At 60.4% G+C, this 20,648-nt stretch carries 19 protein-coding genes and 1 tRNA gene; 1 reads left to right on the plus strand and 19 read right to left on the minus strand.

Annotated features, from left to right (window positions below; genetic code table 11):
• The first annotated feature begins 71 nt into the window (after window positions 1-71).
• Window positions 72-156, plus strand: a tRNA-Leu gene (locus tag LNV06_RS04695).
• 241 nt (window positions 157-397) lie between these two features.
• Here the strand turns inward: LNV06_RS04695 and LNV06_RS04700 are convergent.
• The 19 genes from LNV06_RS04700 to scpB form a co-directional block, all read right to left on the minus strand.
• Window positions 398-919, minus strand: a complete 522-nt coding sequence (locus LNV06_RS04700) for a phosphoribosyltransferase (RefSeq protein WP_263537060.1) — start codon at window positions 917-919, stop codon at window positions 398-400.
• Between the two features lie 53 nt (window positions 920-972).
• Window positions 973-2,310 carry an adenylosuccinate synthase gene (locus tag LNV06_RS04705; RefSeq protein ID WP_263537061.1) on the minus strand — a complete coding sequence of 446 codons (1,338 nt, stop codon included), beginning with the start codon at window positions 2,308-2,310 and terminating at the stop codon, window positions 973-975.
• A 45-nt stretch (window positions 2,311-2,355) separates the two neighbouring features.
• Window positions 2,356-3,519: an ATP phosphoribosyltransferase regulatory subunit gene (locus tag LNV06_RS04710; RefSeq protein WP_263537062.1), complete on the minus strand. Its 1,164-nt coding sequence runs from the start codon at window positions 3,517-3,519 to the stop codon at window positions 2,356-2,358.
• Window positions 3,520-3,608: 89 nt separating this feature from the next.
• A complete protein-coding gene (locus LNV06_RS04715) occupies window positions 3,609-3,797 on the minus strand; it encodes a DUF2065 domain-containing protein (RefSeq protein WP_263537063.1) in 189 nt (62 codons plus the stop codon).
• Window positions 3,798-3,809: 12 nt separating this feature from the next.
• The gene (gene hflC, locus LNV06_RS04720; protein ID WP_263537064.1) at window positions 3,810-4,709 is read right to left on the minus strand and encodes a protease modulator HflC; all 900 of its coding nucleotides are present in this window, start codon (window positions 4,707-4,709) and stop codon (window positions 3,810-3,812) included.
• A 20-nt stretch (window positions 4,710-4,729) separates the two neighbouring features.
• A complete protein-coding gene (gene hflK, locus LNV06_RS04725) occupies window positions 4,730-5,941 on the minus strand; it encodes an FtsH protease activity modulator HflK (RefSeq protein WP_263537516.1) in 1,212 nt (403 codons plus the stop codon).
• 107 nt (window positions 5,942-6,048) lie between these two features.
• Complete coding sequence (gene hflX, locus LNV06_RS04730; RefSeq protein ID WP_411970055.1) at window positions 6,049-7,377, minus strand: GTPase HflX; 1,329 nt, start codon at window positions 7,375-7,377, stop codon at window positions 6,049-6,051.
• 48 nt (window positions 7,378-7,425) lie between these two features.
• Window positions 7,426-7,671 (minus strand): RNA chaperone Hfq, encoded by a 246-nt coding sequence (gene hfq / locus LNV06_RS04735; protein WP_263537065.1) that lies wholly within the window; start codon window positions 7,669-7,671, stop codon window positions 7,426-7,428.
• Window positions 7,672-7,769: 98 nt separating this feature from the next.
• A complete protein-coding gene (gene der / locus LNV06_RS04740; protein ID WP_263537066.1) occupies window positions 7,770-9,104 on the minus strand; it encodes a ribosome biogenesis GTPase Der in 1,335 nt (444 codons plus the stop codon).
• Between the two features lie 61 nt (window positions 9,105-9,165).
• On the minus strand, window positions 9,166-10,290 hold the full coding sequence (gene bamB / locus LNV06_RS04745; RefSeq protein ID WP_263537067.1) for an outer membrane protein assembly factor BamB: 1,125 nt from the start codon (window positions 10,288-10,290) through the stop codon (window positions 9,166-9,168).
• Window positions 10,287-10,973 carry a YfgM family protein gene (locus tag LNV06_RS04750; RefSeq protein ID WP_263537068.1) on the minus strand — a complete coding sequence of 229 codons (687 nt, stop codon included), beginning with the start codon at window positions 10,971-10,973 and terminating at the stop codon, window positions 10,287-10,289. Before LNV06_RS04750 ends, bamB begins: the two co-directional genes overlap by 4 nt.
• A 71-nt stretch (window positions 10,974-11,044) precedes the next feature.
• Window positions 11,045-12,373 carry a histidine--tRNA ligase gene (gene hisS, locus LNV06_RS04755; protein WP_263537069.1) on the minus strand — a complete coding sequence of 443 codons (1,329 nt, stop codon included), beginning with the start codon at window positions 12,371-12,373 and terminating at the stop codon, window positions 11,045-11,047.
• A gap of 12 nt (window positions 12,374-12,385) precedes the next feature.
• Entirely contained in the window at window positions 12,386-13,678 is a 1,293-nt protein-coding gene (gene ispG, locus LNV06_RS04760; RefSeq protein WP_263537070.1) for a flavodoxin-dependent (E)-4-hydroxy-3-methylbut-2-enyl-diphosphate synthase, read from the minus strand.
• A gap of 24 nt (window positions 13,679-13,702) precedes the next feature.
• The gene (locus LNV06_RS04765) at window positions 13,703-14,707 is read right to left on the minus strand and encodes a helix-turn-helix domain-containing protein (RefSeq protein ID WP_263537071.1); all 1,005 of its coding nucleotides are present in this window, start codon (window positions 14,705-14,707) and stop codon (window positions 13,703-13,705) included.
• Window positions 14,708-14,717: 10 nt separating this feature from the next.
• Window positions 14,718-15,569: a type IV pilus biogenesis/stability protein PilW gene (gene pilW, locus LNV06_RS04770; RefSeq protein ID WP_263537072.1), complete on the minus strand. Its 852-nt coding sequence runs from the start codon at window positions 15,567-15,569 to the stop codon at window positions 14,718-14,720.
• A 36-nt stretch (window positions 15,570-15,605) separates the two neighbouring features.
• Window positions 15,606-16,721, minus strand: a complete 1,116-nt coding sequence (gene rlmN, locus LNV06_RS04775; RefSeq protein WP_263537073.1) for a dual-specificity RNA methyltransferase RlmN — start codon at window positions 16,719-16,721, stop codon at window positions 15,606-15,608.
• 70 nt (window positions 16,722-16,791) lie between these two features.
• The gene (ndk, locus tag LNV06_RS04780) at window positions 16,792-17,217 is read right to left on the minus strand and encodes a nucleoside-diphosphate kinase (RefSeq protein ID WP_263537074.1); all 426 of its coding nucleotides are present in this window, start codon (window positions 17,215-17,217) and stop codon (window positions 16,792-16,794) included.
• A 190-nt stretch (window positions 17,218-17,407) separates the two neighbouring features.
• A complete protein-coding gene (locus LNV06_RS04785; RefSeq protein ID WP_263537075.1) occupies window positions 17,408-19,588 on the minus strand; it encodes a pseudouridine synthase in 2,181 nt (726 codons plus the stop codon).
• Window positions 19,585-20,436, minus strand: coding sequence for an SMC-Scp complex subunit ScpB (gene scpB / locus LNV06_RS04790; protein ID WP_263537076.1), 852 nt, complete (start codon window positions 20,434-20,436; stop codon window positions 19,585-19,587). Before scpB ends, LNV06_RS04785 begins: the two co-directional genes overlap by 4 nt.
• Window positions 20,437-20,648: the final 212 nt, after the last annotated feature.

The following is a 20,648-nucleotide window of genomic DNA, read 5'->3' on the forward strand; positions in this document are numbered from 1 at the left end:
CGATTTCTTGCTGACCCTGCGTACTTGTGTTCTTAATGTTTTTGATGATAGAATCCTTGCTTTCCTGAAATGCCCAGGTGGCGGAATTGGTAGACGCACTAGTTTCAGGTACTAGCGGGTAACTCCGTGGAGGTTCGAGTCCTCTCCTGGGCACCAAGATTGAAATAAATCCAAAGAGATGGCCACATGTCGAAATGCATGTGGCCATTTTGCTTTGTGCGGTACGAAGTTCGAATGAATTTCGAAACTTTCAACCGATCTTTTTGAATGGGCCGTCGGCGAATTCCCCGCAGCGCGAACGCTCACTCGAAAAAGCTGCGCCCTCAACGCAACAAGCCGACAGGTTTTCACACTGCCGGCTTGTTTGACTTGCATGCCTTGAAGCCGCTCCAGCGCTTCAGACCACAAACTTTTTGGCCAAAGCATCTGGCCGCATATCGTCGTACTCTTCGAAAGGCTGGTGAATCCAGGGGCTGGTTTCCAGCATTTCGACATAGTAGTCCGGCGTGTAGGCCGAGACACCCTTGGTCCAGATCACGGCCGAGCGCAGTTCACTGATCGCGGGCATGCTGCGCAAACGCTCAACCACCGCCTTCAGCGTGACGCCCGAATCCGCCAGATCGTCCACCAGCAGCACCCGGCCTGCCAACTCGCCCTTGGGCATGGTGATGTACTTGGCGATGTCCAAACGACCTTGGATCGTGCCGGCCTCGGCACGGTAAGAGCTGGTGGACATGATGCCCAGCGGCTTGTCAAACACGCGCGAAAGCACGTCGCCAGGTCGCATACCGCCGCGCGCCAAGCAGAGAATTTGATCAAATTCCCAGCCCGATGCATGGATCTTGAGCGCAAGGCGCTCGGTCAACATGTGGTACTCGTCCCAGGACACGTACAAATGCTTGCCGTCGTCAGTCAACATAGAGGGCAACTCCTGTCAGGTGAAAAAAGAGCTTGTGAACCGCCGAGGGCGAATCAAGCTAGGTAAGGGTGACGCAGCACGATGGTGTGCTCGCGATCAGGGCCTGTAGAAACCATATCGATCGGCGCACCGATGACTTCGTGAATGCGAGCCAAATAGTTGCGCGCATTCAGCGGCAGCTTGTCCCACTCGGTCACACCGAAGGTGGTTTCAGTCCAGCCTGGGAAGGTCTCGTAAATCGCCTCACTTCCCACGATCTCGTCGCCGTCCAGCGGCAAGATGTCGAGCACGCGACCATCGGCCAGCTTGTAACCCACGCACATCTTGATCTCGCTCAGGCCGTCCAGCACGTCCAGCTTGGTGATGCACAGGCCGGTGATGCCGTTGATGATGACCGAACGTTTGAGCGCCGCCGCATCAAACCAACCACAGCGACGAGCGCGGCCGGTCACAGTGCCCTTCTCCTGACCGACCGTGGACAGGTGGTAGCCCACCGTGCCTTCCTTTTCCCACTCCAATTCGGTTGGGAACGGGCCCGAACCGACGCGCGTGGTGTAGGCCTTGGTGATGCCCAGCATGTAGTGCAGCATCTGCGGCCCCACGCCCGCGCCAGCAGCAGCATTGCCGGCCACGCAGTTGCTCGAGGTCACATAGGGATAGGTGCCGTGGTCAATGTCCAGCAGCGTGCCTTGCGCGCCTTCGAACAGAATGTTGGCGCCCGCCAAATGAGCCTTGTGGATCATGTAGCCCACGTCCGCCATCATCGGCTTGATCACTTCGGCCATCTTCATGGCTTGGTCGAAGATGGGCTGGAATTCCAGAGCCTTGGAATTCAGGTAACCCGCAAGTGCGAAGTTATGCAGGGCCAGCAACTCTTGCAGCTTCTTGGCGAAGCGATCGGGATGCTTCAGGTCTTGCACACGCAAGGCGCGACGAGCCACCTTGTCTTCGTAAGCTGGGCCAATACCCTTGCCGGTGGTACCGATCTTGCCGGCGCCACTGCTTTCACGCAGCGCCTCGCGAGCCTTGTCCACTTCCACGTGGAAGGGCAGGATCAGCGGGCAAGATTCGCTGATGAAGAGACGCGAGCGCACTTCAACGCCAGCCTTTTCCAAGCGCTCGATTTCGCCCAGCAAGTGGGTCGGATCCAGCACCACGCCGTTGCCGATATAGCAAGCGACACCGTCACGCATGATGCCCGACGGAATCAACTGCAGGGCCGTCTTCACACCCTTGATGACCAGCGTATGGCCGGCGTTATGGCCGCCTTGAAAACGAACGACGCCTTGAGCGTGATCGGTCATCCAATCGACGACCTTGCCCTTGCCTTCGTCACCCCACTGGGTGCCCACAACGACCACATTCCGGCCGCGCGTGATTTCGCTTTGCATCTTGATAATCCGATGATCAAAAAAGTGATGTCAGTCGGGCGACGCTCAAAGCGCGCGCACCAACCACTGAGTGTCGACCCGCACCAACTCACGGTCGCAGTCGAATTCTTCGCCTTCATGCTCGTGGCCAGGCAATATGCAGACCACCGTCTCGCCCGCTTCTCTGAGCTTGCGCACCGCAGCGCGCAATTCAGGATTCTCACCCCATGGTGCCCGAACGGCTGCACGCAAGGGAGTGGCCGGACTCAAGGCCTCCAAGACCTTCAAGTCCAGGCTAAAGCCAACCGCAGGGCGGCGCCGGCCGAAGACTGCGCCCACCTCGTCGTAGCGGCCACCGCGCAACACAGCTTCGCTCGCACCTTCCGCATAAAGCGCAAAGCGCACGCCGCTGTAGTAAGCAAACCCGGTCAAGTCGGCCAGGTCGACGCCAAGCGAAACCTCAGGGTGAGTTTGCTGCAGATGCTTGCTCAACCACTCCAGGTCATCCAGGGCCGCGGTGATGAGCGGATGGGCGGGCAGTTGCTGACGCGCACGCACCAAATCCTCGGTGCCGCCATAGAGCGACAGCAGTTGCATCAAGCCCTGCTGAACTTCCTCGCTTAAGCCTTGGCTGGCCAAGCTAAGCGCTGCGCCATCCTTGCTCGCCAATGCTGCGATCAAGGTCTCCATGACGGCTGGCGCAGGTGCGGCATCGGCCAAGACGCCACGCAGCAAGCGGGCATCACCGAGATCCATGACGGCATGCTTGATTCCGGCGCGCTTGACCACATCCAGCGCCAACTCTTGCACCTCAAGATCGGCTTCAAGACCTGCGTGACCGTAGATCTCGATACCGAACTGCAAGGGCTCGCGAGTGGCGTGCAGGCCGCTGGTGCGGGTACGCAAAACCGGGCCGCAATAGCAAAGCCGAGTCACGCCATGGCGGTTGAGCAAATGAGCATCGATTCGGGCCACTTGCGGCGTGGTGTCGGCACGGACTCCCAGGCTGCGGCCAGAGAGCTGGTCCACCAGCTTGAAGGTTTGCAAATCGAGTTCGTGACCCGCGCCGGTGAGCAGAGACTCCAGATGCTCCAGCAGCGGAGGCATCACCAGTTCGCAACCGTAGCTGCGGGCCATGTCCAAGAGCTCACGACGGATCTCTTCGATACGGCGCGCCTGGGACGGCAAAACGTCAGCAATATGCTCAGGCAGCAGCCAGGCAGAAGGCATGTGAGTATTGGGAGCGGTTAAAAACGGCATTGTACCGGCGTCACGCGCGGCTGCCAGCTTTTAGCACCGACTTGAGTGATCTCAGCCCCTTAACGCCACACCAAAACCACACCCAGCAGTCCAGCCAGAATGCTGGCCAAGCCGATGAACCGGATCTGTCCATCGTTCATGGCCAACATACGCGCAAACACCTGCCGCCACATTTGCGGGTTGAGGAAGGGCAAAAGCCCTTCGACAACCAGCATCAGGCTGAGCGCCAAGAGCAGGGTTTGCGACAAGGCGCGTCCGCCTTATTTTCGCGGCGCGGGCGCCGCGGCAGCGCCACCACCGGAACCCCGCATGGACTTGAAGAAGTCGCTACTGGGGTCGACGACCATCACATCCGTCTTGTTGCGGAAGCTGCTGCGATAAGCCTCCAGCTGGCGATAGAACTGCGCGAATTGCGGGTCGCGACCAAATGCGTCGGCATACAAGGCCGAAGCCTTGGCATCGCCTTCACCCTTGATCTTCTGAGCATCGCGGTAAGCCTCAGCCACGATCACTTCGCGCTGACGATCTGCATCGGCGCGAATTTTTTCGCCATCAGCACCGCCGGTCGAACGCAACTCATTGGCAACGCGCTTACGCTCAGACTCCATGCGGCGATAGACCGAATCGGTGATGTTGGCGGCAAAATCTACGCGCTTGATCCGCACATCGAGGATCTCAATACCGAACTGCTTGGCTTCATCCTCAAGGCGCTTGCGCACATCGTTCATCACCTTTTCGCGCTCGGTCGACAACACCGACAAGACGGTGCGCTTGGTGACCTCTTCATTGAAGGCCGCCTGCACCACTGGGCTCAAACGGTTCTCCACATTGCGCATGTCCGAGCCGTTATTCCGAATAAATTGACGGGGTTCGGCAACGCGCCATTTGATCAGCCAGTCAATCACCAGGCTCTTCTTTTCGGCCGTAAAAATCGGGCGCGACTCGGGGCTATCCAAAGTCTGCACTCGACGGTCCAAGAGGACCACGTTTTGCAGCGGCGGCGGCAACTTGAACTTCAGGCCCGGCTCAGTGATCACTTCCTTGATCTCACCCAGGGCGTAAACAACGGCGAACTGGCGCTGGTCAATAACAAACAGCATCGAGCTGGCCAGCATCAAAGCGACCAGCGCTCCAGCAACAACGGCGGCAATACGATTCATCTGCATAACTCCCTGATTCATCAGCGGACGTCGCGGCTACGCAAGCCGTCACGGGAACGCACATCGTTGCTGACCGCCGGCGCTGTGCTCTCGGCCGCAGGCGTAACCACGGGCGGCGAGGCCGTCACCGTGCCGGTGCTTTGCTGGATCAGTTTGTCCAACGGGAGATACAGCAGATTGGAGCCGCTGCGGCTGTCCACCATCACCTTGCTGACATTCGAGTACACCTGCTGCATGGTGTCGGTGTAGAGGCGATCACGCGTCACGCCGGGCGCCTTTTGATACTCGCTCAAGACGCTCTTGAAGCGCTGCGCATCACCTTCAGCCTGCGCGACAACGCGAGACTTATAACCTTCCGCCTCTTCCAGCAAACGTGCCGAAGTGCCTTGGGCCTTGGGGATCACATCATTGGCATAGGCCTGACCTTCGTTCTTCAAACGCTCACGGTCAGCGCCCGCCTTGAAGGCATCGTCAAACGCGGCCTGCACCTGCTCGGGCGGGGCCACGTTCTGCACATTGACGTTCTTGACCTGGATGCCGGCCTTCAAACGGTCGAGCTGCGTTTGAACCGATTTGACCAAGTCCACCGCAATCGCATCACGCTGCTCGTAAAGCACCGAATCCATCTTGCTCTTGCCGACGATCTCGCGCACGGCCGACTCGGCCGCCAACACCACCGCTTCATCCGGGTTGCGATTCTCAAACAAGTAATCGCGCGCATCCTTCAAGGTGTATTGCACCGTGAAGCGGATGTCGACGATGTTCTCGTCCTGGGTGAGCATGGAAGAGTCGCGCAAACCTGTGGCCTGCACCACCGAGTTGCGGCCCACTTCAACCTGGCGCAGCTGCGTCACTGACACAATCTCGTCGGCCTGGAAGGGGTAAGGCAGACGCCATTGAAAACCTGCTTCGACCGTCTTGCTGTACTTGCCGAAGGAGGTCACCACGGCTTGTTGGCCTTCTTGGACGATGAAGAAGCCGCTGCCCAACCAGCCCAGCAAGACCACACCGCCGATCAAGCCGGCGCCAATGCCGGCGCTCTTCATATCGGGTTGGAAATTGTTGCCGCCGCCATTGCTGCCATTGCCGCCGGAGTCATTGCCACCGGAAGGCTTGCCGCCGAACATGCCGGACAGCTTGCGATTGAAATCACGCCACAGCTCATCCAAATCGGGCGGGCCGTCATTGCGGCCATTGTTCAGGTGACGCCCGGCGCGCCAACCGGCCGGCATCAAGCCACTCAACAAGGCCAAGGTGGCCTGGGCCAGCGGCTTCAAACGACCGGCGGCCTGGCTTTCGGGGCGCCGCTCGCGGCTCACTGGCTCAAAGGTATTCATGCTCATGCCTGTGTGGGGTGGGTGGCTGCGGAATCCTCGTCCGGATTCACAGCAGAGTTCTCGGGATCAAACTCCGACCCTTCAATTGGGGGAGTCTCGAAGGAATTCAAGTCCAGGCCACGCGGATCTTCTGACTCGAACTGCGGACGGGGCTCTTTTTGCATCGCCTCGACGATCTGGCTACGCAGCAGGTCAAGGCCATCACCATCAATGGCGCTGACAAAGACGCGAGGCACACGCTGACCTCCGCCGAAACCTTGGCCTTGGCGCTCAACCCAGTCCATGGGCTCGCGCGGACGCTGGCTCTCCTCCAGCATGTCTTGCTTGTTGTAGACCAGGATTTGAGGAATGGCTGCGGCGCCAATTTCGTCCAGCACCCGCTCCACCTCTTGCATCTGCTCGTCCAGCAAGGGCGAGGCAGCATCGACCACATGCAAGAGCAAATCGGCATCGGCCGCTTCTTGCAAGGTGGCGCGGAAAGCCACCACCAATTTGTGCGGCAGATCGCGGATAAAGCCCACGGTGTCTGACAGCGAAACGCTGGTGCCGGCCTGCTCCAAGTAGAGTGATCGTGTGGTCGTATCCAGGGTGGCGAACAACTGGTCCGCCGCATAAGCGCGTGCCTTCACCAAGGCATTGAAGAGCGTCGATTTGCCGGCATTGGTGTAACCGACCAAGGACACACGAAATACGCTGTTACGTGCGCGCGCTCGTTGCTGGGTGCTGCGCTGACGCTCCACCTTCTTCAGCTTGTCTTTGATGTTCTTGATGCGGTCGTCGATCATGCGCCGATCCAACTCGATCTGCGCCTCACCCGGGCCGCCGCGCATGCCGATGCCGCCGCTTTGGCGCTCCAAGTGACTCCAGCGCCGCACCAGGCGCGTGGCCAGGTACTGCAACCGAGCCAACTCGACCTGCATCTTGCCTTCATGACTCTTGGCGCGGGCGGCAAAAATCTCCAGGATCAAGGCCGTACGGTCCGCCACCGGCACACCCAAGACCCGCTCCAAATTGCGCTGCTGCGCAGGAGAGATGGCCTGATCAAAGAGCACGGTGTGGGCTTGATGAGCCTGCACCAGGAGCTTGATCTCGTCAGCCTTGCCGGAACCGACAAACAGGGCAGCGTCTGGCGCTTGTCGACGCGCAATCACTCGCGCGACCGGGGTATCGCCAGCAGATTCGGCCAACAAGGCCAGTTCATCTAAAGTGGGATCAAAGGCCGTCGACGTTTTGGAAGTGCGGCCGAAATCAACACCTACCAAAATGGCGCGAGCCACCTCGGAAGGTGACTGCGCGCCATGGGCGGCTTGAAAAGAGGAAGAGGATGTCAAGGTGTGTTGGGCGGGCCGAGGCCAGTCAGAGAGCGCGCAGCTTGAGGATCAAGCTGCGTCGTCGGCACCATCGGCCGCGTGGAAATTGACCGCGCGGCCCGGCACCACGGTGGAGATCGCGTGCTTGTAAACCATCTGCGTCACGGTATTGCGCAGCAAAACCACGTATTGATCGAAGGACTCGATCTGGCCTTGCAACTTGATGCCATTGACCAAATAGATGGAGACCGGCACATGCTCTTTGCGGAGCAGGTTCAGGAAGGGATCTTGCAAGAGTTGGCCTTTATTGCTCACGATATGCTCCGTGTTGTGAGAGGGTTTCTAAGTAACAGTTTCGACCTTAACACAGGGATGGCGCCCGCATCGATGTGAGGTCTGTGACAAAAACGCTTTCAGTCTTTGTCACTGAATGGGTTTTTGGACGATCGCATTTCAATACGCATCGGTGTGCCTACCAGTTTGTAGTGCGCCCGAATGCGGCCTTCCAGATAACGCTTGTAGGCCTCGGTCACACCTTCCAGCGAGTTGCCGTGCACGATGACCAGGGGCGGATTCATGCCGCCCTGGTGCGCGTAGCGCAGCTTGGGACGGAAGTGGCCGCTGCGTTTGGGGGTTTGATGCTCCACCGCTTCTTGAATCAAGCGAGTCAAAACCGGCGTGGTCATCTTGCGGTAGGCCGAAGAATAGGCATCCGCCAGAGCGTTCCACAAAGGACCCAGGCCCTGACGTTTGAGCGCCGAGATATTGTGGATGGGTGCAAACTTCAAGAAGGCCAAGCGTTGCTCAATGGAGCGCTGCAGCTGCTCGCGCTGGTAGCTGTCGATGGCATCCCATTTGTTGACGGCCAAGACGACGGCGCGGCCGCTTTCCAAGATATAGCCCGCAATATGCGCATCCTGGTCCGACACGCCCTGGGTCGCATCCAAGAGCAGCAGCACCACATTGGCATCGGCAATCGCCTGCAGCGTCTTCACCACCGAGAATTTTTCGATGGCTTCAAACACCTTGCCCTTGCGGCGCAGACCGGCAGTGTCGATCAACTGGAACTGCTGGCCATTGCGCTCAAAGGGCACGCTGATCGCGTCACGGGTGGTGCCCGGCATGTCAAACGCCACCAAGCGCTCTTCACCCAGCCAGGTGTTGATCAAGGTGCTCTTGCCCACATTCGGGCGGCCGGCCACGGCCAGGCGAATCACCCCATCGGGCACATCGCTGGCCACCTCGTCTTCATCAAACTCGAAAGGCTCCAGCACCGCTTCCATCAGGCTGCGAATGCCCTGGCCATGTGAGGCCGAAATCGGATGCGGCTCACCCAAGCCAAGTTCGTAGAACTCGCCCAAGAGCGGCGACTCGCTCATGCCCTCGGCCTTGTTTACGCACAGATAGATGCGCTTGCTGGACTGGCGCAAATAGCGAGCAATGTCGGAGTCTTGCGCCGACAGACCCAAGCGCACGTCCACCACAAAAATCACTGCATCGGCTTCAGCGACCGCCTGGCGAGTCTGCTTGGCCATTTCTTTGACGATGCCGGTGGTGCTATCGGGCTCAAAGCCGCCGGTGTCAACGACGGTGAACTCCTGATTGCCAATGCGTCCGTCGCCGTAGTGGCGATCGCGCGTCAAGCCGGCGAAGTCGGCCACGATCGCATCTCGCGTCTTGGTCAAGCGGTTGAACAAGGTGGACTTGCCCACATTGGGGCGGCCTACGAGTGCGATGACGGGTTTCATATTGTTTTTATTCTCTCTAAAGCAAAGGATTCAAGGGCGATTCAGGCGCCGATTTTGACCCTCATTCGGGCCGCATGGCGAACAGCCCGCCATTGCGTGTGGCCACCAAGATGGTCTGGCCCAGCGCGACCGGCGTGGCCGCAACCGGCGAACCGTCGGTGGACAAGCGCAACTGAGTCTTGCCGGTTTCTTGCGAAACGAAATGGACATAACCTTCATAGTCCCCCACCACCACGGTCTGGCCCAGGCTAAGGGGCGCCGTCAATTGGCGGTTCAGGAACTGTTCAGCCGTCCACTGCACATCGCCGTTGGCGATGTTCCAGGCACTCAGACGATCGGATGCATCAGCGGCAAACAACTGCTTGGCATCACCACCGACACCCAGCTTGCCACCGATATTGCGGCTCCAGATCAGGCTGCCGCGCTCGGCATTGACGCAGCCCAAGGCGGATTGGAAGGAGCGAGCGCACAGGATTTCACCACTTCGCTGCATCGGGCCGACCAAATCGGCCAAACGCTCCACTTCATTGGTGCCACGGGCGTTGCCGATGCTGGCTTCCCAGCGCACGCTGCCTTGCAGGGGATCGACGCCGGTCAGACGAGCGCCCTGCCCGACGATCAAGGTGTCTTTGTAAGCACCGATCACGCCAGGCTGAGCCAGCGTCAAAGGCTCACCCGGACGGCGCAGCACCCAGAGCTTGCGGCCATCTTGGGCATCAAACGCGTGGACTTGACGGTCCACCGTCAGCACGAAGACCCGCTCACCGGCCACCAAAGGCGCGGCGAAAGTCGGCGTCGGCAAGGTCTTGCGCCACAGCACTTGACCGCTGTCGATCAGCACCAGCTCATTGTCTCGTGTCACCACGGCGGCAAAGCGACCGTCGCTGCCGACGGCTGCGCTCAACTTCTGACCGACATCGGCGCGCCAGTTCAGTTGCCCATCGCTGGCCCGCAGCGACTGCACCACACCGTCGCCACCCGCCACCACAAACTGCTCACCACGCGCCGCGATGGCGAGTGGAAACTTGACGTTATCGACACGCGCGGTCCAAACCACGCGACCCGCGATAGCAGGCGTGATTTGCTCCAACTCAGCCGGCTTGGCCGTGTTGGATGAACTGAACAAAGAACAGCCGGACACCAGGCCCGCGGCGAGCAAAGCGCCGAGCAGTCGAATCGTCCTCATTTGCCTGCTCCCTTAGCGCTTGCCGAAGCGGCCGCATCGGGTGCAGCAGCCACACCCAGCGTGGCCAGCTTGGCCTCAATCAGGCGCCGATAGTCTTGTTTGTCGCTCATTGCGGCCCAAGCTTTTTGATATTCAGCACGCGCCAGTTCAGGCTTGTTCTGCAAGATCAACAGGTCACCGCGGCGGTCTGCCTGCAAGGCCGAGAATTCGATCGAATTGACCTTGTCCAAAGTCTTGCCGGCTTCGTCGTACTGCTTGGCATCCATCTGCAAACCCGCCAAACGCAAACGCGCGATCTGACGGTACTCATCCTCGGCGGCATTGTCAGAACCCCAGGCCAAGCTGGCGCGAGCGGTGTCAGCCTGGCCCTTGTCGAACTGCAGCTTGGCGGCCAGCAAGGCGGCTTGCGCGGCATAGCTGGTGCGTGGATAGCGCTCTTTCAGGTCGGCAAACACATGGCCGGCCTTGTCGGCCTCGGCGGCTTGCACCGCGCGATCGAATTCGTCGTACATGGCGGCCGCCTTAGCGGCTTGATCGCGCTGCCACCAGTTCCAACCATTCCAGGCAGCAAACACGGCCAGCACCAGGGTGATACCCCAGGTGATCAGATTGCCCCAGCGCTTCCAGAAAGCCTTCAGCTGATCCAGTTGTTCTTGTTCTTCGAGGTCGAGATGCGAGGCCATGGATGAATGTTTCAGGAGTACTTAGAAAAGATAGTGCGACGTGCGTGCAATTCGGGTGACGCAGGGCGCGATTATGCGTTGAGCAAGTCGGCGGCCCAATCAGCGGCCGCTGAAATGCTGCGCATGACCTGCTCGCCGCCCTCAGCTCGCAATGGCTTGACGGCCACCATGCCTTGAGCCAGCTCGTCTTCGCCGAAGATCAGCGCAAAAGTGGCGCCACTGGCATCGGCCTTCTTGAACTGCGACTTCATGCTGCTCTGCCCCGGATGCAAGACCACGGAAACGCCAGCACCGCGCAAGGCTTCAAGAGCCACCATCACCTGCGGCAGACCCTTGATTGAAGGCACGATGGCATAAGCATGCGGGACTGGCGCGGCTGGCACGACACCCACTTCTTCCAACAACAAAAGCATGCGTTCGATGCCCATGCCGAAGCCGACCGCTGGCGCGGGCTTGCCACCCAGTTGTTCGATCAAACCGTCGTAACGGCCACCGCCACAGACCGTGCCTTGCGAGCCGAGCTTGTCGGTCACCCACTCAAACACGGTCAGGTTGTAATAGTCCAGGCCACGCACCAGGCGCGGGTTGATGCGGTAGGCCACGCCCATCGCATCAAGAATGGCCCGCACGCCGTTGAAGTGGGCCAGCGAGGCCTCACCCAAGAAGTCCAAAAGCTTGGGCGCGCCATTGGCCATGTCTTGCAGTGCGGGGTTCTTGGTATCCAGCACGCGCAAAGGGTTGGTGTAAAGACGCCGCTGGCTGTCTTCATCCAGCAAGTCTTTGTGCTGTTCCAGATAGGCGATCAAGGCCTCGCGGTGGGCGCGGCGCTCGTCCGCTTCGCCCAGGCAATTCAGCTCCAGAGTGAAGTGCTCGCCCTCCACCAGGCCCAACTCGCGCAGCAGGCGGCTGCCCATCAGGATCACTTCGGCATCAACATCGGGGCCGGCAAAACCAAGAGCCTCGACACCCATCTGATGGAACTGGCGGTAACGGCCTTTTTGCGGCTTCTCGCGGCGGAACATCGGGCCGAAGTAATACAGACGCCGACCCGAGTCACGCAGGAAGGAGTGCTCGGTCATTGCGCGCACCACGCCGGCCGTCATCTCCGGGCGCAGGGCCAGATGCTCGGCCTGACCATGCTTGTCGGCGCGGTCTTCGAAGGCGTACATCTCCTTCTCGACGATATCGGTCACCTCGCCGATACCGCGCACAAACAAGGCGGTTTGCTCCACGATGGGCGTGCGCACATTTTGGTAGCCATAGCGCTGCAACACGCTGCGCATCTTGGCTTCCAGCCACTCCCAGCGCGCCGATTCCGGCGGCAGGATGTCGTTCATGCCCTTGACGGCACGCAGCGGCTCAACTTTGGCGGCGCTCTTTTTTGCTACTTCTTCTGTCATGCTGGAATTTGCTCAGGCCGGCACCGCGGTGCCAAAGCGCTTTTCAATATAGTTTTCAACCAGGGTCTGGAACTCGGTGGCGATGTTCTCGCCACGCAGCGTCAGGGCCTTCTCGCCGTCGATGAAGACTGGCGCTGCCGGGGCCTCACCGGTGCCGGGCAGGCTGATGCCGATGTCGGCATGCTTGCTCTCGCCGGGGCCGTTAACGATGCAGCCCATCACCGCCACTTTCATGTTCTCCACGCCGGGATATTTGGCGCGCCAGACGGGCATTTGCTCGCGCAAGAAATCGTCGATTTGCTTGGCCAATTCTTGGAAGGTGGTGCTGGTGGTACGGCCACATCCGGGGCAAGCGGTCACGCTGGGATTGAAAGCACGCAGACCCAGCGATTGCAGAATCTCCAGCGCCACCACCACCTCTTGGGTGCGAGCTTCGCCGGGTTGAGGCGTCAGCGAAACGCGGATGGTGTCGCCAATGCCTTCTTGCAACAAGATGGACAGCGCCGTGGCGGATGCCACCGTGCCCTTGGTGCCCATGCCGGCTTCGGTCAGACCCAGATGCAAGGGGTAGTCACAACGCTGGCTCAGGGCTCGGTAGACCGAGATCAGATCCTGCACACCGCTGACTTTGCAGCTGATGATGATGTTGTTGGGGTTCAGGCCCAGTTCACGCGCGTACTCGGCCGAAGTCAGGGCAGACTGAATCAAGGCCCGGTACATCACCTGCTGCGCATCCCAGGGCTGAGCGCGTGCCGCGTTCTCATCCATCATCTGGGCCAGCAGTTCAGAATCCAAGCTGCCCCAGTTCACCCCAATGCGCACGACCTTGTCGTAGCGGGCAGCAGCCTCCACCATCATGGCGAACTGGCGGTCTTTCTTGTCGCCCTTGCCCACATTGCCAGGGTTGATGCGGTACTTGGACAAGGCATGAGCCATGGCCGGAAAGTCGGTCAGCAGGCGGTGGCCGTTGTAATGGAAGTCGCCCACCAAGGGAGTGTCAATGCCCATGCGATCGAGTTGCTCGCGGATATGCGGCACGGCCTCTGCGGCCTCGGGGGTGTTCACGGTGATACGCACCATCTCGGAACCGGCAATCGCCAATTCCTTGACTTGGATGGCGGTGCCGATCACGTCGACCGTGTCGGTATTGGTCATGGACTGCACGCGCACCGGCGCGTCGCCACCAATGGTGACCACACGGTCACCCCAGACCACACGGGCTTGGCGCGAGCGGCGTGCCGCCGGCTTAGCCGCCGCAATGGCTTGTTCCAGCGTAGTGCTTGTGTCGATCATGTTTGCGCTCATGCGGGTGTCTATCAAAAAAGCGATTCAATTCAACTCAATGCGAGCCACGTTGTCGCGTGACTGCGAAGCCAGATCCACGCTGGCGCCGCGCAAGACCAGTTCAGTGCCGGACACATTGCCCACCCGAACTTTCAGCGGGGGCAAACCCGACAGATTCTGCACATCGCCCGGACGCAAGAGCTTGGAGAGCAAGGTCTGACCCCGTGCATCCACCACTTCCACCCATGACTCGGCATGTACCTTGACGACCAAGGGCACACCGCCAGCGACGGGAGCGGGCGGCAACGAAGCGGCCGTTGCAGCTGCTGGCAGAGAGACGCCCGCATTGACCACAGACTTGGCTCCTGCTGCGCTTGTTGCGCTTGCGCTCTGACCTGTCGGCGCAAGAACGGCGGAAGCGGCCTTCGAGGCAGACAGTGGCAGGGTTGCTTGAACAGCCGAGGCCGCTTCAGCGGTCAACGACATATTGGCATCCGAACTACTGGCAGCCGGAACGGCCAATGGTGCCTCGGTCGAGAGCACCGGTGCCACCTCCGCCGAAGCGGCGCCCGATGAGGTATCGCCACCAGGCTTCTGAAAACGATCGAACACATCGGCCGGCAAGAAATAAACCGCGGCGGCGGCGGCCAAGAGCAAGGCCGGCCCCCAAAACATGGGTCGCTTCAAACCATCCAGACTCAGACCCTCGGTGCGACTGTCGCGCTCGCGATAGGGCTTGTTCAAGCCTCGTGACACATTCAATTCAGGCTCGTTGCTGCGTGGCAGCATCGCCATCACCGGCGCCGCATCCACCTTCAAAGCGCGGCACATGGCCGTGGCCAATGCACGGGTGAAGGTCGCGTCGGGCAACTCTTGCAAGCGATCAGCTTCCAGGGCTTCCAACTTGCTTTGCGGCACCTTCAACATGGCCGCCAAGGCCACGATGTGCAAGCCGCGCTGCTGCCGCTGCTGACGCAGCCAAGCGCCAGCCGTCTGAGGCGAAGCCGGCTCGCTCAACTGGGGCGCGGCCTCGCTCAAGATAGAAGACATGCGTTCTCCCTCACTCATCGAATCGCCCGCTGTCCAAGGCTTGCAATTCGGGCGACTGCGGATAACCGCGTCGCAATAATTGGCTCAGCTCATCCACGGTCTTGGTATTGCCCAGGCGCCGCTCAATTCGCAAAGCCAGCCAGAGGCTTTGGGCATTGCTTTGATCGGCCTGTGCATTGACACGCTTGATGTAGAACTGCGCCCGCTCGTACTGCCCGTTACGGTACAAGACCTCCGCAAAATTGACAGCCACAGCCGGGCTGGCGGGGTCGTACTCAAATGCCTTGGCCAAGCTGCGCTCGGCCTCTGCCATTCGGCCAGAGCGTGCTTCGCAAACGCCGCGCGCCATCAAGGTGCGAGCCGGCGCACGATAGCTACCCTGGGCCAAGGCCAGGTTGAATTGCGCGTCTGACTCCGCCCAGCGCTGCTGCTGACACTTCAGCCAGCCATAGTTGTGCAGGGTGTCAGGATCATTCGGGTAAAGCGCCAAAGCGCGCTTGAAGCTGTCCTCGGCCAACTGGGGCTCGGCCATGGCCGCGTACACCAAGGCACGCAGGTTCAGCGCCTCGCGCATATCCGGTTTGACCGTCAGCACTTGCTTGATCTCGTCCAAAGCCGTATTGAATTGGCCGCGAGAGAAATACATGGCCGCCAACTCCAGGCGCACGCCCGCACGTCGATCGGCATCGGTTTGATCAGAGTCAGTGCGCGGCACTGAACGGTCGGATGTACTCTGCGCGGCACAAGCGGCCAGCAAAGCAGCGAAAACCAGGGTAATGAAACCCGAGGCGCGCCCCTGCAATCGAGAGCTCTTTTCAGACCCCAAAACAGGCCTAGCGGGCAAAACTTTGCTGTCGTTCATGCGGCTCGAACTCGTCGTTAGCATTCAGAAGGGCATTCAGGAAGGATTTGCGCCTTTTACCACCACAGGCGCACGCACCATGCGCACGTGAACTTGGGTCCGATCTTGAACTTCGCCGGCCAACTGCCCACAGGCGGCGTCGATGTCGTCACCGCGGGTCTTACGCACGGTGGTGACCAAACCGGCCTTTAGCAAGACCTCAGAGAAGGCCATCACCCGCTCACGCGAGCTGCGCTTCAAACCAGAGGCCGGGAAAGGATTGAACGGGATCAGATTGATCTTGCAGTTCACATGACCGCGCAACAAAGCCACCAACTCCTGCGCCTGCTCCGGCGTGTCATTGACGCCGTCCAGCATGCAGTACTCGAAGGTGATGAAGTCGCGTGGCGCTTTGTCCAAGTAGCGATTGCAGGCGTCCAACAACTCGGCGATCGGGTACTTTTTGTTCAAAGGCACCAACTGATCGCGCAACGGATCGGTCGGCGCATGCAGGGACACCGCCAAAGCCACCGGGCAATCATCGCGCAGCCGGTCGATCATTGGCACCACGCCAGACGTTGAAACGGTCACCCGACGACGCGACATGCCGTAGCCATGGTCGTCCAGCATCATGCGCAGGGCGGGCACCAAGGCGTTGTAGTTCTGCAGCGGCTCGCCCATGCCCATCATCACCACATTGGAGATGACGCGCTCGCTGCTGCCGAACTTCTTGCGCAGGGTGTGCTCAGCAAACCAGAGCTGGGCGATGATTTCCCAGGTTTCCAGATTGCGACTGAATCCTTGATGTCCGGTGGAGCAAAACCGGCAGCCCACGGCGCAACCGGCCTGGCTGGAAATACACAGGGTGCCGCGGTCGGTCTCGGGAATGAACACCGCCTCAACCGCATTGCCCGCACCGACGTCAAACAGCCACTTGACCGTGCCGTCGGCGGAAAGATGTTCAGAAATAACCGGCAGCGCCTTGATGTACGCCCGGGAGGCCAATTTGTCGCGCAGCGACTTGGCCAGGTCACTCATCTGATCGAAATCAGCGGCGCCTTTTTGATGGATCCAACGAAACAGCTGAGTGGCGCGGAAGCGCTTCTCACCCAGCTGTTCGCAGTACGCGGCCAGGCCTTCAAGATCAAAACCGAGCAGGTTGACCGCGTCCATTTTTGTCATCCTCTTGCTGATCAGGCCTCAAGGCCTGAGAGCACAAGAGGCAAAACCGAAACAGTCCGAATTAACGGCTGTAAACGTTCATGCCGGGGAAGAAGAATGCCACTTCAACAGCGGCAGTCTCAGCGGCGTCGGAACCGTGCACGGCGTTGGCGTCGATGCTGTCGGCGAAGTCAGCACGGATGGTGCCCTTCTCGGCCTTCTTAGGATCGGTGGCGCCCATCAGGTCACGGTGCTTCAGGATGGCGTTCTCGCCTTCCAGAGCAGTGATCACGACGGGACCGGAGATCATGAAGTTGACCAGGTCATTGAAGAAAGGGCGAGCCTTGTGCACGGCGTAGAAAGCTTCGGCTTCGCCACGCGACAGATGAGTCATCTTGGCAGCGACGATCTTCAGACCGGCGCCTTCGAAGCGGGCGTAGATCTGGCCGATGACATTCTTAGCCACGGCATCGGGCTTGATGATGGAAAGGGTGCGTTCGATAGCCATGGTCATTTCTCCTGAAATCTGAGGGCTTGGCAAAACCAAGAATTGTACTGTGTGCTGGTGTCAGGCTGACGATCGTGGACATGCCCACCCTCGCCAACATCGTCACCATTTTTATCAACAAGGGCGATTTGCGCAGCAGACCCACGCAATCCACCCTTTTGGGGACTCAAACGGCTTGAGACCTCAAGCTTTAGCGGCTGCGGCCACCGTAGCCGCCGCCGGAACGGCCGCCGCCACCACCGCCACCCTGGCCGCCGCGACCACCGCCGCCGCCTCGGCCACCTCGACGCACAAAGGCATCGGCGCCGATATAGCCGACCGAAGTCTGCAGCGGATCAGGTTGACGCGGGCCATCACCCTTGCCGCCTTGCGAGCGGCCACGTCCACCACCAGCGCCGCCAGGACCACGATCAGGCGCGCTGCCGCCGGCACCAAAGCCAGAAGGAATGCCTCGGCCCTTGCCCGCAAAGCGGCGATCGAAGGTTTGCTCCAAGGGATTGATATTGCGCGGGATCACATCGTCGAAGTCATCGTCGCCGCGATCATTGGGCCTGTCGTTGGACCTGTCACTCGGTCTTTCGTTGGCACGATCAAAGGAGCGATCATTGCCACGCTCCGGACCACGCGATTGCGGCCGGTCGTTGCGCTCATTACGCTCATTGCGCTCTGGGCGCTCGGGCGCTCGGCTGGGACGTGGTCCCACGCCGGCTTGCCGGCCATCGGCACGACGACCCCGGTTGCGTTCGCCGCGCTCATTGCCGCGCTCGCCACCACGGGCATTGCGCTCATTGCCTCGCTCCACACCACGCTCTGCGCCACGTTCCGCAGGACGGTCGCCTCGCTCCCCACGCTCAGCGCGATCCTCGCGCCCACCGCGCGACTGATCATTGCCAGCCAAGCGACGGATGATGCGTACATCGTCCTCACCCAACTCAATCCAGACGCAGCGCTTCAGGCCGCGCGGCAGCACCACCGTGCCATACCGGATACGGATCAGGCGACTGACGGTCAGACCCATCGAGTCAAACAGCTTGCGCACTTCGCGATTGCGGCCTTCGGTGATGACCACGCGATACCAGCGATTGATGCCTTCGCCGCCGCCTTCTTCGATGCTCTTGAAGGCTGCTTTTTGGCCTTCAATCATCACGCCTTCCAAGAGGCGAGCCTTCTGATCATTCGCCAGCGTGCCCAAGACGCGCACGGCGTATTCACGCTCCACGCCGAAGCGCGGGTGCATCAATTGATTGGCCAACTCACCGGAGTTGGTGAACAAGAGCAAGCCCTCAGTGTTCATGTCCAAACGACCCACGGCCTGCCACTTGCCCTGCTGCAAACGCGGCAAATGACGGAACACCGTCGGGCGGCCTTCGGGATCGTTGAAGGTCACCACTTCACCGGCCGGCTTGTGATAGGCCAGGATGCGCGGCGCAGGCGGCGAAATACGAACGCGGATCGGCTTGCCGGCCACACGCACATTGTCGCCATAGGAGATGCGCTGGCCGATATGGGCCACTTCGCCATTCACCTCGATCTTGCCTTCGGCAATCATGTCTTCGATATCGCGACGCGAACCGACACCTGCCTGGGCGAGAACCTTTTGCAGCTTAGGTGCATCCGGCTCAGGGGCCAGCACACGCTTGGTCTCGACCTCTTCGTCCGAATCCTGGCTCGGCTCGACCAGCTCTTCGTCCTCGGCGTCAAAGTCACCGGCCAAGACTTCGGCAAAACGCTCACCCACAGCCGCCAACACCTCGGGCGCCGGCGCAGCTTGCTCAGCCACCGGACGAGGTGCGCGCTCTTCGCCGCCCTCGGCAAAGTCCTTGCGACCGCGGCGACGATTGCGATTGCGACCCGAGCGCTCTTGGCCTTCGCCGGTTTGCGCGTCAGCCGATTGCTCGGAAGTCCCTTCAGAGTCACTCGCCGATTCCGCCGACTGAGCATCGCTAGACGCTGGCGTAGCAGACTCAGTCATCTCGGGTGCCAGCGTGAACAAGGGCGCCTGCTCGGTGGCCGGGGACTCCGCAGCCACTTTCTCAGCCGCTGTTTTTCGTGGCGCACGGCGCTTGGGCGCCACAGGCGCATCGCTCGCATCGACTGCCATCGCTGGCTCGGCTGAAATCGCTGCCGCTGTCGCTGGCGCGGAGGCGCCCTCTTCCACGGCGTTCTCGACCTCAGACTTCTTGACCGCAGTCTTGCGCGGGGCGCGCGGCTTCACAGCCTTCACCTCAGCCACTGCATCCACCGGCGCCGCAACTTCGGCCTTCGGCTTGGCCGGCGCGCGCTTGCGCTTCGGTGCCGCCTCAACAGGCGTTTCGTTCAGGGGAGCACCGGATTGGGCTTGGGCGTCGGGGTCAATATCGTTTGAATTCATGCGTTGGTTTGCACCTGTTCGGCGGCGTCAGACAAAGGATCCGGCTGAGCCGGAACGGATACGCCTGCATCGCTGACGATAGGCGCTTGGAAAGATTCGGTAGAAATTTCGCTGGAAGATGATTGAAGCTCGACGCCTTCACCCAGCGTTGGTGACGACTCCATAGACGCAGGCTCTTCGCCTGATTCCATGCTTGACTCTTGAGAGTCTTGTGTTGCGGGCTGCTCAGCCACCTGAGCCAAGCCCTCACCGGCCTCTTCGGGCTCGATCAAAACGCCTTGAAGGCCAGCTGCATCGGCCTGCGCCGAGGCTTCAGCCAGGGCCTGCGCAGGCGCCACACCAAACTCCAGTGTCGGCAACTGCTCAAGACTGTTCAGACCCAGATCGTCGAGGAATTGACGGGTCGTGGCGTACAGCGCCGGACGACCCGGTGCCTCGCGATGACCAATCACATCAATCCAACCCCGGTCTTCCAATTGCTTGACGATCTGCGTTGAGACCACAACGCCTCGAATGTCCTCAATATCGCCCCGCGTCACCGGCTGGCGGTAAGCAATGATGGCCAAGGTCTCCATCACCGCCCGCGAATAGCGCTGCGGTTTCTCGGGATGCAGCCGATCCAAATACTCGCGCAACTCAGGGCGACTTTGAAAACGCCAGCCCGAAGCTACCGCCACCAACTCAACGCCGCGACCTTCCCAGTCTCGGGTCAACTCATCCAAGACGCTACGCAAAGTATCTGGCCCGACTGCATCGGCAAACAGGCTACGCATTTCGCGCAGGGTCAAAGGCTGCTGGGCGCAAATCAGCGCGGTCTCGAGGACGCGCTTAGCATCCTGTGTATTCATTGACTTTCGTCATTTGTCCCGATTCAAGCGGGTGTTTTGCAATCCAGACCTCTGGAGCTGACCTGGGCTACTCGGCCGTACCGAGCGAGCAAATGTCTTGGACTTGAGAGGCGGGAGGGTTGTGCGGCAGGGCGGACTCACCTCAAGTCCAAACACCAGCTGCACAGCGGGCTTGATGCGCGCCAACCGGGCTAAAACTGCGATCCGTCGTG

The sequence above is a fragment of the Paucibacter sp. Y2R2-4 genome (genome assembly GCF_025717535.1).
Classification (GTDB): domain Bacteria; phylum Pseudomonadota; class Gammaproteobacteria; order Burkholderiales; family Burkholderiaceae_C; genus Paucibacter_A.